Source organism: Clostridioides difficile ATCC 9689 = DSM 1296 (assembly GCF_001077535.1).
GTDB lineage: Bacteria > Bacillota > Clostridia > Peptostreptococcales > Peptostreptococcaceae > Clostridioides > Clostridioides difficile.
The window spans coordinates 1,429,590-1,447,378 of the sequence record NZ_CP011968.1 but is presented as its reverse complement, the minus strand read 5'-3'; the positions used below and the strand labels follow the sequence as shown (position 1 = coordinate 1,447,378).

14 protein-coding genes are annotated in these 17,789 nt (G+C 28.6%); 2 read left to right on the top strand and 12 right to left on the bottom strand.

Features of this window, described 5'->3' with window-relative positions; translation table 11 throughout:
- Nucleotides 1-301 precede the first annotated feature (301 nt).
- Both purB and CDIF1296T_RS07065 read right to left on the bottom strand, forming a co-directional pair.
- Complete coding sequence (gene purB, locus CDIF1296T_RS07070) at nucleotides 302-1,747, bottom strand: adenylosuccinate lyase (protein ID WP_009896234.1); 1,446 nt, start codon at nucleotides 1,745-1,747, stop codon at nucleotides 302-304.
- A gap of 143 nt (nucleotides 1,748-1,890) precedes the next feature.
- Nucleotides 1,891-2,799: a tyrosine-type recombinase/integrase gene (locus CDIF1296T_RS07065; protein WP_009889110.1), complete on the bottom strand. Its 909-nt coding sequence runs from the start codon at nucleotides 2,797-2,799 to the stop codon at nucleotides 1,891-1,893.
- 256 nt (nucleotides 2,800-3,055) lie between these two features.
- Here CDIF1296T_RS07065 and CDIF1296T_RS07060 point away from each other — a divergent pair, with 256 nt between their 5' ends.
- Together CDIF1296T_RS07060 and lepB are read left to right on the top strand one after the other, a co-directional pair.
- Nucleotides 3,056-3,880, top strand: a complete 825-nt coding sequence (locus tag CDIF1296T_RS07060; RefSeq protein ID WP_003438350.1) for an undecaprenyl-diphosphate phosphatase — start codon at nucleotides 3,056-3,058, stop codon at nucleotides 3,878-3,880.
- Between the two features lie 39 nt (nucleotides 3,881-3,919).
- Nucleotides 3,920-4,450 carry a signal peptidase I gene (lepB, locus tag CDIF1296T_RS07055; RefSeq protein ID WP_009896231.1) on the top strand — a complete coding sequence of 177 codons (531 nt, stop codon included), beginning with the start codon at nucleotides 3,920-3,922 and terminating at the stop codon, nucleotides 4,448-4,450.
- 81 nt (nucleotides 4,451-4,531) lie between these two features.
- Here lepB and CDIF1296T_RS07050 read toward each other — a convergent pair whose 3' ends face one another.
- The 10 genes from CDIF1296T_RS07050 to CDIF1296T_RS07005 form a co-directional block, all read right to left on the bottom strand.
- Nucleotides 4,532-6,313, bottom strand: coding sequence for a UvrD-helicase domain-containing protein (locus tag CDIF1296T_RS07050; RefSeq protein WP_003438344.1), 1,782 nt, complete (start codon nucleotides 6,311-6,313; stop codon nucleotides 4,532-4,534).
- 634 nt (nucleotides 6,314-6,947) lie between these two features.
- Nucleotides 6,948-8,489 (bottom strand): ribonuclease Y, encoded by a 1,542-nt coding sequence (rny, locus tag CDIF1296T_RS07045; protein ID WP_003428216.1) that lies wholly within the window; start codon nucleotides 8,487-8,489, stop codon nucleotides 6,948-6,950.
- Nucleotides 8,490-8,664: 175 nt separating this feature from the next.
- Nucleotides 8,665-9,711, bottom strand: a complete 1,047-nt coding sequence (recA, locus tag CDIF1296T_RS07040; protein ID WP_003428218.1) for a recombinase RecA — start codon at nucleotides 9,709-9,711, stop codon at nucleotides 8,665-8,667.
- A 287-nt stretch (nucleotides 9,712-9,998) separates the two neighbouring features.
- A complete protein-coding gene (gene pgsA / locus CDIF1296T_RS07035) occupies nucleotides 9,999-10,541 on the bottom strand; it encodes a CDP-diacylglycerol--glycerol-3-phosphate 3-phosphatidyltransferase (RefSeq protein WP_009889106.1) in 543 nt (180 codons plus the stop codon).
- Nucleotides 10,528-11,862, bottom strand: a complete 1,335-nt coding sequence (gene rimO, locus CDIF1296T_RS07030; protein ID WP_003433320.1) for a 30S ribosomal protein S12 methylthiotransferase RimO — start codon at nucleotides 11,860-11,862, stop codon at nucleotides 10,528-10,530. The genes pgsA and rimO overlap by 14 nt, the downstream gene beginning before the upstream one ends.
- A complete protein-coding gene (gene mnmH / locus CDIF1296T_RS07025) occupies nucleotides 11,856-12,914 on the bottom strand; it encodes a tRNA 2-selenouridine(34) synthase MnmH (RefSeq protein WP_003433322.1) in 1,059 nt (352 codons plus the stop codon). Before mnmH ends, rimO begins: the two co-directional genes overlap by 7 nt.
- Nucleotides 12,915-12,916: 2 nt before the next feature.
- Complete coding sequence (locus tag CDIF1296T_RS07020; protein WP_009896226.1) at nucleotides 12,917-15,328, bottom strand: FtsK/SpoIIIE family DNA translocase; 2,412 nt, start codon at nucleotides 15,326-15,328, stop codon at nucleotides 12,917-12,919.
- A gap of 122 nt (nucleotides 15,329-15,450) precedes the next feature.
- Nucleotides 15,451-16,185 carry a ClpP family protease gene (locus tag CDIF1296T_RS07015; protein ID WP_003428224.1) on the bottom strand — a complete coding sequence of 245 codons (735 nt, stop codon included), beginning with the start codon at nucleotides 16,183-16,185 and terminating at the stop codon, nucleotides 15,451-15,453.
- A 112-nt stretch (nucleotides 16,186-16,297) separates the two neighbouring features.
- Nucleotides 16,298-17,521, bottom strand: coding sequence for an aspartate kinase (gene dapG / locus CDIF1296T_RS07010; protein WP_003438324.1), 1,224 nt, complete (start codon nucleotides 17,519-17,521; stop codon nucleotides 16,298-16,300).
- Between the two features lie 9 nt (nucleotides 17,522-17,530).
- Complete coding sequence (locus CDIF1296T_RS07005; RefSeq protein ID WP_003419503.1) at nucleotides 17,531-17,776, bottom strand: YlmC/YmxH family sporulation protein; 246 nt, start codon at nucleotides 17,774-17,776, stop codon at nucleotides 17,531-17,533.
- Nucleotides 17,777-17,789: the final 13 nt, after the last annotated feature.

Here is a 17,789-nt window from a genome sequence, read left to right as displayed (position 1 = left end):
CGGTTGTTTTAAAATTTATTAAATTATCTAAATAACTTTATTTCAGTTTACATTAAAAATATTGCAAGTACAATAGTTTTTGCTGAATGTTTAAATTTAATTAGTAATCTTATCATTTTTTTATTTTTATTTATATTATTCCTAATTAAATATTATTTATATAGCTATTTTATTAAATTCATGGTATAGTAAGTAAAGAAGAACTCTTCACAGCGGTGGAGAGAAGACGCTAGCCCATTAAAATGGCTATCTTATTTATAAATAAGATAGCCGTTTTTAATTATATTTTATCTGTACAATTCTATACTCTTAGGTCTACATCTACTTTTCCTAAGTCTTCCTTATAATCTTTTATAGCAGGTTCTACAACTTCATTTACAAATTCTACAACTTGTTCTGGAGCTCTACCTATAAAGTTTTTTGGGTCCATTATAGATAGTATTTCTTCCTTGCTCATTTTAAATGAATCATCATTTATTATAAGTTCAATTAAGTTATTATCCTTGCCTTCATGCTTTACTCTATAGGCAGCTTTCATAGAATATTCTCTTATTATTTCATGTAATTCCTGTCTATCTCCACCTCTTTTTACAGCTTCCATAAGTATTGTTTCTGTAGCCATAAAAGGAAGTTCTTCATTTACACGTCTATTTATCATATTTTCATATACTACTAAACCATCAGTTACATTTATCCCTATTTCAAGTATAGCATCTGCTGCCATAAATGCTTGAGGTATTGCCAATCTCTTATTGGCTGAGTCATCTAATGTTCTCTCTAACCATTGAGTGGCTTGTACCATTGCAGGGCTTATAGATTCAGAGATTATATACTTAGATAAAGATGCTATTCTCTCACTTCTCATTGGATTCCTCTTATAAGCCATTGCTGATGAACCTATTTGATTTTTTTCAAATGGCTCTTCTAATTCTTTTAAACTTTGTAAAAGTCTTATATCATTAGTCATCTTATGCATACTTTGAGCTATCCCTGATAGTATGCTTATTACTTGATAATCTAACTTTCTAGTATATGTCTGTCCACTTACTGCATAGGAAGAATGGTATCCCATCTTTTTACAAATTTTCTTATCTAACTCTTTTACTTTTTCGTGGTCTCCTTCAAATAAGCTTAAAAAACTTGCTTGAGTACCAGTAGTACCTTTAACTCCTCTTAACTTCATGTTGTCTATTCTATAGTTTAAATCTTCCAAATCAAGAATTAAATCTTGAGTCCATAAACAAGCTCTTTTTCCTACTGTTGTAAGTTGAGCAGCTTGGAAGTGTGTAAATCCAAGAGCTGGCATATCTTTGTACTTAAGTGCAAATTCTTTTAAATTGTTTATTAAATTTACAAGCTTTACTCTTAGAAGTTTTAAAGCTTCATTCATTTGTATAACATCTGTATTATCTCCAACATATGCAGATGTTGCTCCTAAATGTATTATTCCTTTGGCTTTTTCACATTGTAAACCATAAGCTTTTACGTGAGACATTACATCATGTCTTACTTCTTTTTCTATTTTTCTAGCTTCATCAAAATTTATATTATCTATATTAGCTCTTAGCTCATCTAATTGTTCTTCAGTTATATTGATTCCTAACTCATGTTCACCTTCTGCAAGTGCAACCCATAACCTTCTCCATGTAGAGAATTTAAATTGTGGAGAAAATATATAACTCATGTCCTTGCTACAATATCTGTCTGTAAGTGGATTTGAGTAAGTAGTATATTTATTATCTATCATTATATTAGCACCTTCCTTAAATCTTTTGTCGTGTGATTACTGTGTACACATTAGTACATAAATAATTATATATAATTTTACGAACTATAACAAGACTTTTTTATTTTTTGTTCACATTTATATATAGTATTTTTTATTTATTACTATTTTTTATTTATATCCAAATTATCTTTTTCAATTAAGTAATCCACTATTTCACTATCAACAAAATTTAATACATACTTATATCTAATTGCATAGTATTTATCACTCCATCCAAGCTGATTTTTTACATCACTTTCATCTGCCCCAAGCCTTAAACTTATTGCTGCAAATGAATGTCTAAAATCTCTTGCTGAATATTGAGAAAGTCCAGCTAAATCTAATGCTTTTTTGACTATAAGTCTGACATTTCTATCTGTTATAGAATTACTCTTTTGAGTTGTAAAAATAAAATCATCACTAGGTATTATTACCTCTGGAAGCCCAGAATAATTCCTGTAATCTTCTAAAAGTTTAAAAAAGTATGGATGTAATTTAACTACTCTTTCTTTTCTTCCCTTACCTAACCTTACATATGAGTTATCGTTTTCATCTACCATAAGGTCTTTCCACTTTAAGCTAACTAATTCATTTAATAAACACCCAGTAGTAACTAGACAGACTATTATTACTCTATCTCTTATATTTAATTTTGGTAGGATACCTATAAGTTTATTTATTTCTTGTATACTTAGAACATCATCTTTTGTTTTTATTCTTGTTACTGTGGGTTTTTCTACATATCTAAATGGATTTATATCTATGTATCCTTCTTTTTTTAAGAAGTTATAAAAACTATGTAAATAACTATATATCTTTTCACAAGTTGATTTCGCATATTTAGTCTGTATATAGTCTACAAAATTTTTACAATCTTCTTTCGTAGCATAAATCAATTCTTTCCCTTTTAAAAATTCTTTAAACAGTATAACCTTTGATAAATAATCGTGTTTCGTGTTTGGATTTAATTTTGTAGAAAAAACATTAAAAGTTTCATACTCATAATCATCTAGTATTTTTGTACTATACATAATAACTCCTTTCCTTTTCATAAAATAAAATAGCTATACTTTTACTATACCATATATTTCCCCCTCAAATATACCCCTTATTCAATAGATAACTTTTAAGTTTATTTTGTTATATTATGAAGGTTTTATGAAAATATCAATCTTCCATTGTGCACTACACAGTACTATGGTATTATAAGTTAGTAAAAGGTGGCATTTTTTTATTAATCTATGAATAAAATATGCTACTATAAATTTGTATTGGAGGTATTTTGATTTGGAAACATTTAGTTTGCTTGAAATTTTTAAGGCAGTCATTTTGGGCATAGTTCAGGGAATAACAGAATGGCTACCAGTAAGTAGTACAGGGCATATGATATTAGTTGATGAGTTTATAAAATTGAATTTTTCAAATACATTTATAAGTACATTTTTAGTTGTAATTCAATTTGGTTCAATATTAGCTGTACTTGTTATATTTTTTAGAAAATTAAATCCTTTTGATAGCGCAAAGAATATTAAGCAGAAAAAAGAAACAGTCCGTTTATGGCTTAAGGTTATAATTGCAGTTATACCATCTGGAGTTATTGGAATACTGTTTGAAGATGATATAGATAGATTATTCTTTAATTCAACAGTAGTTGCTATTGCTCTTATTGTATATGGTATAATAATGATAGGGCTTGAAAAGAGAAATAAAAAACCTAAGTATAAAGATTTTTCTCAAGTTACATATAAATTAGCTCTTTGTATAGGATTATTCCAGTGTCTAGCTCTTATACCAGGTACATCTAGGTCTGGTTCTACTATAATAGGTGCAGTATTACTTGGTACTTCTAGATATGTAGCAGCAGAGTTTTCATTCTTCTTAGCCATCCCTACAATGCTTGGAGCTAGTGCATTAAAACTTCTAAAAGCTGGATTTGGATTTACTGGATTTGAATGGCTTATTTTAGGTGTTGGTTCTGTAGTAGCATTTGTTGTTTCAATTGTAGTTATTAAATTTTTTATGGACTATATCAAAAAACATGACTTCAAAGTATTTGGTTATTATAGAATAGTCTTGGGTATAGTGGTTCTTGCTTATTTCTTTCTATTATAATGTATTCTAATTTAATAACAAATGATAAGGAGAAAAGTTATGAGTGTTAAAAAAGAAATATTTGATTGGATTAAGTCAATAGCTATGGCTATTGTACTTGCATTTGTAATTCTACAATTTATAAGACCTTCTATTGTAAGTGGAGAATCAATGTATCCTACTTTAGATGATAAAGATTATCTGATTTTAAATAGGATATCATACAAGGTTGGTAAACCTGAAAAAGGCGATATTGTAGTTTTTAAAACCAATTTAGTTGATGGAGAAACAGGAAAGAAAAAAGACTTAATAAAAAGAGTTATAGCTACTGAAGGTGACAGAATAAAAATATCAAATTCTAAAGTGTATGTAAATGGAAAATTATTAAATGAACCATATATACACAATAACTATACTTCTGGAGATATAGATACTGTTGTTCCAAAAGGTAAACTATTTGCAATGGGAGATAATAGAGAAAATAGTAATGATAGTAGATTCCCTGATGTAGGTATGGTTGATGAAAATGAAGTTCTTGGTAAGGTTATGGTGAGACTATTACCTCTTGATAATATTGGGAAAGTAGACTAAAAAATAAGAGACTGAATTGGTAAAGTTTATTTTACAAATCTCAGTCTCTTTTTATTTTCTTAAATTACAAATATTTTTTTACTAAATATCTTTTGATTCTGTAATAAGTCTTATTATATCACTTGCTTCTTCATTAAAAGTTGTTACTATACTTAGGTAGTCTGTTGCTCTACTCATAGCTAAATAAACCTTATTTAAATCTCCTACAAAGTCATTTACTTGATAATCTTGTTCAATATCATTTATAGTTTGATTATATAACATCTCTAATTCACATACTATTACCGCTTTATACTCTAAATTCTTTATTGCATATATATTTGCTATTGTAGTTCCTACCTTCTTACTTATATTTGTCAAATTATCTTCTGCACATATATAAGGAATTTTTGCCTCTTCCAATGCTTTTTTTAACATATATTGAAAGTAAATGGTTTTTCCACTTTTTAATTTCTTCTTATTGTAAGGGTAAACGATAGCAACTTCAGAATAATCAAGACCTTTTTTACTTATTAAATACTCAATTTCCCAGATTACAGAACTTATTTGGTCATCAAGGTCACTTACTTTTATTATATCAACAGACTTATTTCCACCTCTAAGTGCTTTAGTATAAAAGAAAGTACTAAATTCTGTATTTGGTCTTAATTCGTTTATATATGAGTTAGAATTATTTGAAAATTTATTTGTAAAATCTACAATCTCTTTAGCTTGTCTATAATTTTTACTTAAGATAATCTTATCATCAAATTCTATACCATTATATAATTTTTTAAATATATTCAATCTATTAGAGATATTCAAGGAGTTACAAGAACATACATTAAATATGAATTTTGTTTTATATAAAAACTCCCTTATAAAATCTATTTCATACTCTAAAAAGCTTTCTGCTTCATCAATAAAAATAGCCTTGAACATATTTTTATTTTTTATAATGTTCTGTGCTTGTTTTACAAGATTATTAAAGGTCTTTTCGTAATCATTTTTTAACATATTATAATCTACAATTAAATTGAATTTTTTAGCTAGTTTAAATATAAAAGAACTAAATGTGTGAACTTCTAAATTGTTATTATCTTTGTATAATAACTCTATCCTTTCTCGAAGCTCATTGCACAATTGTTTTGTATGTGTAAATATGACTAATTTATGATGTGGATATACTTTTGCTAATTTTATAGCCCTAGAAAGCATAATTGCTGTTTTGCCTATACCAGAACCACCTTCAATAAGTGTATTCCCATATTTAATAGAAACAACATCTTTAATTTGAACGTCTTCCATCATAGTTGCTGTATACTTATAGTCATCATTGTAGAATGAAATTTTTTTAAATTTTTCATTTAGATGAAGTTTATCATTTATTATATAGTATTCTGAACATATATCTAGTAAAAATAAATTTAAGTTTATTTCATCATTCTCATCATTAAGATATTCCTCCAGCGAACCCTTATTCATTATATCTTGAAGCTTATTTTTATCTATTATATTATTATTAACAAATTCTTCAAATTCATATGTTTCCTCAACTTCAACGTATGGCATAATGTAAACGTAGTTATAACTTATATTTCTATTCTTTTGTCCCATTTTTAGTTTCAAAAGTTCATATTCCTCATTCATAACTTCAAGTAACTCTTCTTCTAAAATAAAAAATATATCTTCTGTTGTATCCATAAATTTTATAAATAAAATTCTTCCATCTTTAACATACAACAAATCGGTATTTATTCCTTTAAAAGGAGTAACTTTTGGCACTACTTTAACGTCCTCATTGATATTTTCGTAAAATATTTTCTCGAACTCCTTCAATTTTAGGGCGTCTAACTGAGAATTTATATTTATGTATTGGCTCACTTACATTACCTCCTTCTGTTATACTTAATTATACCATTTTGAACTATATTTTTATATATACTTTTTATAGGCAAATTTAGTAAATAAATTCAAAATAAATACAAATAAATACAAAACTGCTAAAATAATTTTGCAATAAATATAGATATTTATTGTTATAGAATACTTTCTGTAAATAATAAAACGATAAATTTCATAATTAATTTTTAAAATAATAAGTAAAGTTTTAAAAAAAATAAATCTTGTTGACTAAAAATAAGATTTATTATAAAAAATTTAAAAACCTGCTAAAAATAATCTATTTTCATTAGCAGGTTTTATTTATAATCTTCTTATATTAATACTATTATATCCTATTTTTAGATTTTACTGTAGTATTTACTATTTATTTTGTAGTAAAGTATTGATTTTACAACTTCATTATATCAAACAAACTTGGATAATTATATAAATAATCCATATATAAATCTTTATTTTATTAATCTTTTGTAAGTAGCACTTTTAGCACTTAGATTATTTTTGCATTATATAAAATTAAACTTAAACAATTTAAAAGCCACAAGATATATTATCATATCTTGTGGCAAATTTAAATTTCTAAAAATATTTTCTTATTATTTAGATATTATTTCTTTTACTTTGCATATTCTATAGCTCTTGTTTCTCTTATTATGCTCACTTTTATTTGTCCAGGATATTCAAGTTCATCCTCTATTTTCTTAGTCATATCTCTAGCCAATAGATGTATTTCTTCATCATTTATAGCTTCTGGTTTTACCATTATTCTTATTTCTCTACCAGCTTGTATAGCAAATGATTTTTCTACACCTTCATATGAATTAGCTATTTCTTCTAATTTTTCAAGTCTCTTTATATATGCTTCTAAAGTTTCTCTTCTCGCACCAGGTCTAGCAGCTGATATTGCATCTGCTGCTGTAACTAATACAGCCTCTACTGTTTGAGGCTCGTAATCTCCATGATGAGTACTCATGGCATGTATAACTTCTTTAGACTCTTTATAACGTCTAAGTAAATCCATACCTATTTCAACATGTGTACCTTCCATTTCATGGTCTACAGCCTTACCTATATCATGTAATAAACCTGCCCTCTTAGCCAATCTAATATCTGCTCCTATTTCAGCAGCCATTATACCAGCTATATGAGCAACTTCTATAGAATGTTTAAGTACATTTTGTCCATAACTAGTTCTATAGTTAAGTCTACCTAATAATCTTATTAATTCCGGATGAATCCCATGTACACTAGTTTCAAATGCAGCTTGTTCACCATATTCTTTTATAATATTGTCAACTTCTTTTCTCGCCTTTTCAACCATTTCTTCAATTCTAGCTGGATGTATTCTTCCATCTGCTATTAATTTTTCTAGAGCAATTCTTGCAATTTCTCTTCTTATTGGATCAAATCCTGATAAAATTACGGCTTCTGGAGTGTCATCTATTATAAGGTCTATACCTGTTAAGGTTTCTAAAGTCCTTATATTTCTACCTTCCCTACCTATTATTCTACCTTTCATTTCATCATTAGGCAAGCTTACTACTGTTACAGTAGTTTCGGCTACGTGATCTGCTGCACATTTTTGAATTGCATATCCTATAATTTCTCTTGATTTCTTATCAGCTTCTTCTTTAGCTTGACTTTCTATCTCTTTTATCATTATAGACATTTCACGTCTTACATCTCTCTCCGCATTGGTTAAGATGATTTCTTTGGCCTTATCAGAAGTAATTCCTGATATACTTTCTAATTTTTCTAACTGTTGAGTTTTTATTACTTCAACTTCTTCTTCTTTCTTTTCCACTACCTTTAATTTTTCACTTAGGTTTACTTCTTTAGATTCTAAATTTTGTAATTTTCTATCTAAGACTTCTTCTTTTTGTACTACTCTTTTTTCATACTTTTGTACTTCTGTTCTTCTTTCTCTGTTTTCTCTTTCAGCTTCTGTTCTCCACTTATGGATCTCTTCTTTAGCTTCTAGTAATTTTTCTTTTTGTACTGTTTCTGAGTCGTGGTGTGCTTTATCTATTATTTCTTTGGCCAAGTTTTCAGCTTGTCCAATTTTTGCTTCAGATATATTTTTTCTAACAAAATATCCAGCTATAATACCAACAGCTGCACCTATTACAATCATTACTACACTATCTATGACATCCACCTCCTTCGTTAATAATCCCAAAATGTCATCACTATGATTAAAAAATATTCCTAATAATTAAAATTAAATTTAGATATTTTATCCTCACTTAATTTTATAATTTTTTCAACATTGTGTCAAGCTAATAGGGAGCGTGGCATGTCTTTAATTACTAGTTATTTTTTTGTATTTTTACTTATTCTTCTACAATTTCTTTTGATACTGAAGTACCTGATTCTTCATGTTCTTCATTTAAATTGTAAAATGCTCTAACTTTCTCATCTATTTCAGTAGTTAAATCTAAATTATCTTCCAAGAATTTTTTAACATTTTCTCTTCCTTGTCCAAGTTTAGTATCATTGTAACTATACCATGAACCTGATTTTTTAACTATATCTACATCAGCAGCTATATCTAAAAGGTCTCCAATTTTTGAAATCCCTTCTCCATACATTATATCAAATTCAGCTTGCTTAAATGGTGGTGCTACTTTGTTTTTAACAACTTTAACTCTAGTTCTACTACCTATAACTTTATCACCTTGTTTTATTGTATCTATTTTTCTAACATCCAATCTAACTGATGAATAGAATTTTAGTGCACGTCCTCCAGTAGTAGTTTCTGGGTTTCCAAACATTATTCCTACTTTCTCTCTTAACTGGTTTATAAATATAGCAACACAATTTGATTTTTTAATTGAACCAGTTAACTTTCTAAGTGCTTGTGACATAAGTCTAGCTTGTAAACCTACATGAGAATCACCCATATCTCCATCTATTTCAGCCTTTGGAACTAATGCTGCTACTGAGTCTATTACTATTATATCTATCGCTCCACTTCTTATCAATGCCTCTGCTATCTCTAAAGCCTGTTCACCTGTATCTGGTTGAGATATTATTAGGTTATCAACATCCACACCCAAAGCTTTTGCATATACTGGGTCAAGTGCATGTTCTGCATCTATAAATGCAGCTATTCCTCCATCTTTTTGAGCTGATGCTACACAACTAAGCGCAACAGTAGTCTTACCAGAAGATTCTGGACCATATACTTCAACTATTCTCCCTCTAGGTAGACCTCCTATACCAATAGCTATGTCTAAACCAATCGCTCCTGTTGATATAACATCTATAGACATAGATGTTGCTTCTCCCAATTTCATTACTGAACCTTTACCAAAATCTTTTTCAATTTTACCTAAAGCTTCATTCAACGCTTTTAATTTTTCTTGATCTACACTCATCTCTATACCATCCCTTCATTTATCTACAAACATTTGTTCTCTTGTTATATATTAATTATATAACATAAATCAAACCTAGTCAATTTAAAAACGCTACTAATGATTATATTTTTATTCATTACATTTTATTTATAAACCATTATTAATAATTATATACACAAAAGAAAATATTCTTAAAATGAAAAGAGGTATACTATAATAGTATACCCTTTTTTACATTTTTAAAATTTTAAGTTGTTATTTTTTATTTATTAATCATTAGTTTTTATTTATTAAAGCATAATTTTTTACTTAGAAGACATAAAAAGCTCTTTATTTTTATATAGATATTCCCATCCAGAATATAATGTAAGTAGTGTAGCTATAAGAATGAGAATTTCACCAATATTTAATATCAATACATTTTCAAACTGAGCACCTAACAATAAAAACACTATAGATACCATTTGAGTTATCGTTTTAAGTTTTCCACTGTTTCCAGCAGCAATTACTTTTCCATCAGCAGCAGCTATAGCTCTTAATATGCTAACTGTAAGCTCTCTAGCCACTATTATAATTACCATCCAACTACTTACAAGATGGTCTTCTATCATACATGTAAGTGCTGAAATAACCAATAACTTATCTGCTAATGGGTCCATAAATTTTCCAAAGTCAGTGACTAGATTGTATTTTCTAGCTATTTTTCCATCTAAAGCATCAGTAATTGAAGCTATTATAAAAATAATACAAGCTATTAAAAATTTATTTGGTACATTGAGCAACATAATTAAAACAAATACTGGTATTAAAAATATTCTAAACAAAGTTAACTTGTTAGGCAAGTTCATATAAAACATCTCCCATTAAATCGTATTCCATTGCATCATTTATTTGAACACTTACAAATTCTCCTACTTCAAGATTGTCTACACTTTTTACATACACTATACTGTCAATTTCTTCTGCATCACCTTGTGTTCTTCCTGTATATACATTATCTTCTATCTGTTCTTCTATTAACACCTCATAAGTTTTTCCTATCTTTTTGTCATTAAGTTCTTCAGATATTTTTTGTTGAATCATCATTAAAGTATCTCTTCTTTGTATTTTTACTTCTTCATCTATATGGTTTGGTAATCTATCTGCTGGTGTATCTTCTTCTCTTGAATATGCAAATGCACCAAGTCTATCAAATTTAACCTCTTCAACAAAGTCCACAAGTTGTTTGAAGTCATCTTCTGTTTCACCAGGAAACCCTACTATTATTGTAGTTCTAAGTATAGCATCTGGTATATTACTTCTTATCAGATTGATTTTATTTAATATATCTTCTTTAGTAGTTTTTCTATTCATTAATTTTAAAATATTGTTACTTGCATGCTGTATTGGCATATCAAAGTAACTACATATATTATCATATTTCTTTATAACTTGTATCAATTCTTCTGTTATAGATTCTGGATATGAATACATAACCCTTATCCACTTAAATCCATCTATTTTTGCAAGTTCTTCTAAAAGTTCTGATAATCTTTCTTTTCCATATAAATCAAAACCATACTTTGTCGTATCCTGTGCTATAACCACAAGTTCTTTTACTCCAGATTCAGCTAATTTCTTAGCTTCTTTAATTATATCTTCAAATTTTCTACTTCTATATTTACCTCTTAGTTTTGGTATTATACAATAAGTACAATTATTGGAGCATCCTTCTCCAATTTTTAAATAGGCCATATAGCTAGGTGTAGATATATATCTTGGTAAATCTTCATTAAATACAAACTCTATATCATTAAGGCTTACAATTTGATGCATTTCACTTAATTCTTTAAGTATTTTATCTATATTTTGATAGCTTCCTGTTCCTACTATAGCATCTATTTCAGGAATTTCAGTTTTTAATTCTTCAGAATATCTTTGGGCTAGACACCCTGTTACTATCAACAACTTTAAATTGCCAGTTTTTTTTAACTCTGCAAAGTTTATTATCGTATCTATAGATTCTTGTTTAGCTGACTCTATAAACCCACATGTATTTACTATAATTACATCAGCTTCTTCAAAATCTCCAATTAATTTATAGCCTTTGTTATTTAAAATTCCCATCATTATTTCTGCATCTACTAAATTTTTTGAGCATCCTAATGATTCCAATGCTATTTTTAACATTCACTTTCTCCTTCCAATATACTCTCATATAAGTCTATAACATCTTCTAAAGCTTTTTGTGTATCATTAAAATTTATAATCTTACTATACTTATATTTCTCTACTGAATGCATATAAAGTGGGTCGTAGTATTCTAAAAGATATCTTTTTACAAGTTCTTTATATTCACCTGATTCTAATAAATCAATATAATCATCTACTACTTTATTACCCAATCTTTTTCTAAACTTGTTTATACATTCTTTTAAAATCAATATATTACCTTCATCTTTATCATAAATATAATCTCTACAAAGTCTATCAACTCTATTTTCAATATCACATTCTAATAATATATGATGTCCTTCTCGTGTCATTGCCTCGAAAATTTCATTTGGAACTGTAACACTTCCAACTCGTTTGCTTTCACTCTCGACAAATATATAATTCTCTTTCGAAAAAAATATACTTTCAAATAGTTTTGTTTCAAAGTTCTTTTGAGATGGTGGCTTTTTATCAAAAGTTATAAAACCAAAGGTAGAACCACTGTTTTTAGCTATGCCTTCTAAATCCAGTACGTCTATTCCTTTTTCATCTAATAAATGTAACAAATCAGTCTTTCCTGTACCAGTCAATCCATGAACAGATACAAAGTTTTTTGTATCCATTACATGCCTTAAATACTCTAAAACAAAATTTCTATAAGCCTTATATCCACCTTCAAGTTGATATACATTTACACCTAATGATGATAATAAATTTACTATACTGCCACTTCTCATTCCGCCTCTTGCACAATATATGACAATATTATCATAATTTAATGCAAGTTCTGCTGCTTGTAAATATATATCCTTTAATTTATACGATACATAGTCAAACCCTTTTTGTATTGCTTCATGTTTTCCCTGCATCTTATAAATTGTTCCAACTTCATTATGTTCATTATTTTTAAAAAGAGGCATATTGATTGCATTCAATATATGGTCTTCTTCATATTCTCCTTCAGTTCTCACATCTACAAATATTACTTTATCTAGCTTAAGTGCTTTTTCTATTTTTATAACTGACAATTCTATTCACCTTCTAAATTCTGCAAATCCTGTTTGCTTATTAATACCTTTCTCGGTTTACTTCCCTCACTTGCTCCAATTATTCCTCTTTCTTCCATAGAATCTATAAGTCTAGCTGCTCTATTGAATCCTATTTTAAATCTTCTCTGTAGCATAGAGGCAGATGCTTGACCACTTTCCACGACAAATTCTATCGCTTCACTCAAAAACTCATCCTCATCACTACCCTTTGAAGTATTAACCTTAGATATAGTTTCAATTATATCTTCTTCATATTTTATTCCATCTTTAACCTGACTTTTTACAAAATCGATTACTTTTTCCGACTCACTCTCTGATATGAATGCCCCTTGAAGTCTAACTGGTTTTGCTGCACCAAGTGGATAGAATAACATATCACCTTTACCTAGAAGCTTCTCTGCACCACCCATATCAAGGATTGTTCTTGAATCAGTTTGAGATGATACTGCAAATGCTATTCTAGATGGTATATTAGCCTTTATTACCCCTGTTATAACGTCAACAGATGGTCTTTGAGTTGCTACAATCAAGTGCATTCCAGCAGCTCTTGCCATTTGAGCTAATCTACAAATATAATCTTCTACATCATTTGCACTTGCCATCATTAAATCTGCTAACTCATCTATTATTATTACTATTTTAGGAAGTTTTTCTTCCGCTTTCTCATTATAACTTGTTACATCTTTTACTTGAGCATCTGCAAATAATTTGTACCTTCTATTCATCTCTGTAACTGCCCAATTTAAAGCATTTGCAGCTTTTTTAGGGTCAGTAACTACTGGTATCAATAGATGTGGTATTCCATTATAATTTGCAAGTTCAACTACTTTTGGGTCTATTAATAGTAATTTTACTTCATCAGGATTTGCCTTATATAAAATACTACTTATTAATGTATTTACACAAACACTCTTTCCTGAACCTGTAGAACCAGCTATTAGTAAGTGTGGCATCTTACCTATATCTCCAATTATAATTTTTCCTGCTACGTCTTTTCCAAGTCCCATTGCAAGAGGAGAGTTAAAATTATTAAATTCTTCACTTTCTAGAACTTCTCTCACACCAACCATTTGAGCTTCTTCATTTGGAACTTCTATTCCAATTGCACTTTTACCAGGAATTGGGGCTTCAATTCTTATACTTTTAGCTGCTAAACTTAAAGCTATATCATCAGTTAAATTTACAATTTTACTTACCTTGACTCCTGGACTTGGTTGTATTTCATATCTTGTTATAGTAGGTCCGACTGTAACTTGATTAATTTTTGCTTCCACTCCAAAATCTGATAGTGTCTTTTCTAAAAGAGAAGCATTTTTCAACACTTTCTTTTTACCATTTTCATCAGACTTCTTATTTACTTTATTTAAAAGCTCAATGCTAGGCTTTTTATAGTTTGAATAATCCTCATTAACTGGCTCTGCTACAATACTCATAGGTTGAGTTTTTTCTATATTTAAATTAGGTTTAGCTATATCAACTTTTTTTTCTGGTTTAGTATCTACAACTGGATTTTCATTGGTAGCTTTTTGTAATTCTTTTAAAACATCTAACTCTGGCATACTTTGAGTTCCTTCTAATATTTCTAAATACTCATCTTCTGCCTTATTAAATCCAACTATTTTTATAGTTTTATCATCTACACCATCACTATTTTCTTCTTCAAAATATTCATCTTCATCATCATCATTATTAAGACCTTTTGACATTAACCCTTTAAAGAAACCTGGTTTTTTATTTATAGTAGTATCATCTACTTCATCAGTCATCATATCTATTGCAGATTTTTTCATATTTGCAATTTTATCTTTAAACGTTAAATTGCTGTCTTTAGATGCTTTAGATTTTGATTTTGCATTTGACACCAAATCTTTTATAGAAATATTAAATATAAACATTACAGAAAGTATAAGTGCGAAGATACTTATTAACCATCCACCTGCTATACCAAATATTTTACTCATATAATACGCAATAGTTGTTGCTATCAAACCACTACCTTGTCCACTTACACCCAATTTCATAACATCATCAAACATGTTACCTTTTAGTGGGCTATCTACAGGAAGAGTTCCTGCATTTAATAATCCATAAAATACAAATATAAATAAAATAATTATGTAGTATAGTTTAGTCTTTCTTAGCCTATATATATATTCATTTCCATCAAAAAATCCTAAAAGTCCTGTTATAATTACTATAAATGGTATTGCTATTGAAAGCCCTCCAAATAGTCCCTTAAAAAGATTTTGCATTAACACAGGTATCCATCCCATAGAATTAGAATTTAAACTATATAATAAAAATACACCTATAAATATTGTTATTAAATTATGATATTCTGCATTAAAACTTAAGGTATTTACCTTCTTTTTTTTCTTCTTTTTCGTGGCCATTAATATCACTCCTTATTTTTAGCAAGTTTTACCCCTTCACAGCAAAAAGTGCTAATGCCTTAACACTAACACTCCTACTTTATTACATCATTATATCATAAATTTTATTATTTAAACAAATTTTAATCATTATTTTTTTCTTCCTCAGATTCTTTTATAAGCTCTCTTAATTTTTTAAGTGCTTCTTTTAGTCCTCCAACTTCATCTATAAGACCATAATCCACAGCTTCTTTTCCTATTAATACACTACCAACATCACTTACAAGTTCATCTTTTTCATGCATAAGTTTTTCAAGTACATCTTTTTTGATATTTGATGTTCTTATTATAAATTGAATTATTCTATCTTGCATCTTTTTAAAATACTCAAAAGTCTCATTTATACCAATCACAAGACCAGTAGTTCGCACTGGATGTATAATCATGGTTGCTGTTGGTGCTATAAATGAGTAATCTCCTGCTGTAGCAAGAGGAACACCTATACTATGACTTCCTCCTAGAACAAGAGTAACTACTTTTTTAGATGTACTGTTTAAAAGTTCTGCAATAGCTAAACCTGCTTCAATATCTCCTCCAACAGTGTTTAAAACAACTAACACTCCTTTAACATCATTGCTTTCCTCAATTGAGTATAGCATTGGAATTATATGCTCGTACTTTGTAGCTTTTTTTTGAGGATTTCCTATAAAATGTCCCTCAATTTCTCCAATTATAGTTATACATTGAATATCTTTAGGAGGTTGAGGTGGCATTTCATTGGTACCAAATTGCTTTATACATTCTCTCTCTTCGCAACTAGATTCTTCACTACAATTATCTTTATCAAATCTTTCATTATCTTCTCTATAATCTTTCATAAAAAAACTCCTATCAAAATTATATTTAATTTAGTTTTACCAAATAAATCAAATATATTAAGATATATATGAAATTCTTAAATTTGATTAAAAAATAATTGTATTATACAGTTTATTTTAAATAAAATTGTTGATGTATAGCATGTACTGCTGTATGCATATCTTCTTCACTAACTAAACAAGATATAGTCATATTTGAGTCTGATGTTTGTAAAAGAGATACCCCTGCTTTTGATAATCCTCTAACTACCTTTGACATGATACCAGACATTTCATCAGCAATTCTTGAACATATCAATGTTACCTTAGCACAGTCTCTATTTACTTCATAATCTAATTCAAATTTATCTAGTATTTCCTTTAATGATTTTATATCAGCATCTTCTACAACAAATGCTTTTTCTGATATAAAGAAATTTATCATATCTATAGTTATAAGTTTCTTTTCTATCTCATTTAATACTTCTGTAAACACTTCTTCTGCTGACTTAATCTTAACTTGTGCTACGCTATCTTTATTTGCAACAGCAACCTTAAAATCTCTTTCTTGTTCATATTCTATATTGTCTTCTAAGTGTCTACATAAAGAACCTATTTTTGTACCTTCAAAAGTTGGATTCATTGTATTCTTTATGGCTAAAGTTATATTTCCACTTTTAGCCAACTGTACTGCTCTTGGATGTATTACTTTTGCACCTTTGTCAGCCATTTGGAATACTTCCTCATAGTCTATAAAACTCAATACTTTAGCGTTTGGTTCTACTCTAGGGTCTGCAGTCATTATACCATCCACATCAGTGTAAATTTCAACTGTTTCACATTCTAAAGCTTTACCAATAGCAACTGCTGATGTATCGCTTCCGCCTCTTCCAAGAGTAGTTATTTCTCCATCATCTGTTACACCCTGGAACCCAGCTATAACTACAACCTTACCATCATCTAAAGCTCTTTTTACCTTTTTAGGATTTATATACTTTATCTTTGCATTAGAATATTCATCACTTGTAATTATACCTGCTTGCTGACCAGTAAAGAAAACAGAATCTATCCCCTGTGCATTCAATAAATTAGCAAGAATTGTTCCTGATATTATTTCTCCACAAGACATTATTAAATCAAGTTCTCTTTTACTTGGCTCATCATTTACTGCACTACACAAATTTATAAGTGTATCTGTAGCATATGGAGCTCCTTTTCTTCCCATTGCTGAAACTACTAATACTAATTGTAATTCTTCATCATTTTTTTTGTATGCTTTTACTATCTTACATACTTCATTCATTTTTTCATATGATTCTACTGATGTCCCACCAAACTTTTGCACTAAAATACTCATTTTTTCCTCCTAAATATATCCCTCATATTCTATAATTATCATGTCATTACCTATTTTTTTTACATTTCTCCATGGTACTTCTAAAAATGACTTATCTTTTCTTCTGGCAAAAAATCCTTTTTCTTTTGGAATTAGAAGCGCTAATATACCGCCTGTAGTTTCATCTAGTATAAGGTCACATTCTCCAATGACCCCCAATCTTTCTCCTGTGACCAAGTTAACTATTTCCTTACCTGCTATTTCAGATAAATTCATATTTTATACCTCC

Bases quoted from the DNA above. Each gene is read 5' to 3' on its own strand.
- pgsA (WP_009889106.1), bottom strand. From the start codon at position 10,541: ATGAACTTGCCTAACAAGTTAACTTTGTTTAGAATATTTTTAATACCA.
- lepB (WP_009896231.1), top strand. From the start codon at position 3,920: ATGAGTGTTAAAAAAGAAATATTTGATTGGATTAAGTCAATAGCTATG.
- CDIF1296T_RS07005 (WP_003419503.1), bottom strand. From the start codon at position 17,776: ATGAATTTATCTGAAATAGCAGGTAAGGAAATAGTTAACTTGGTCACA.
- purB (WP_009896234.1), bottom strand. From the start codon at position 1,747: ATGATAGATAATAAATATACTACTTACTCAAATCCACTTACAGACAGA.
- CDIF1296T_RS07015 (WP_003428224.1), bottom strand. From the start codon at position 16,185: ATGAAAGATTATAGAGAAGATAATGAAAGATTTGATAAAGATAATTGT.
- recA (WP_003428218.1), bottom strand. From the start codon at position 9,711: ATGAGTGTAGATCAAGAAAAATTAAAAGCGTTGAATGAAGCTTTAGGT.
- CDIF1296T_RS07065 (WP_009889110.1), bottom strand. From the start codon at position 2,799: ATGTATAGTACAAAAATACTAGATGATTATGAGTATGAAACTTTTAAT.
- dapG (WP_003438324.1), bottom strand. From the start codon at position 17,521: ATGAGTATTTTAGTGCAAAAGTTTGGTGGGACATCAGTAGAATCATAT.
- rimO (WP_003433320.1), bottom strand. From the start codon at position 11,862: ATGTTAAAAATAGCATTGGAATCATTAGGATGCTCAAAAAATTTAGTA.
- CDIF1296T_RS07020 (WP_009896226.1), bottom strand. From the start codon at position 15,328: ATGGCCACGAAAAAGAAGAAAAAAAAGAAGGTAAATACCTTAAGTTTT.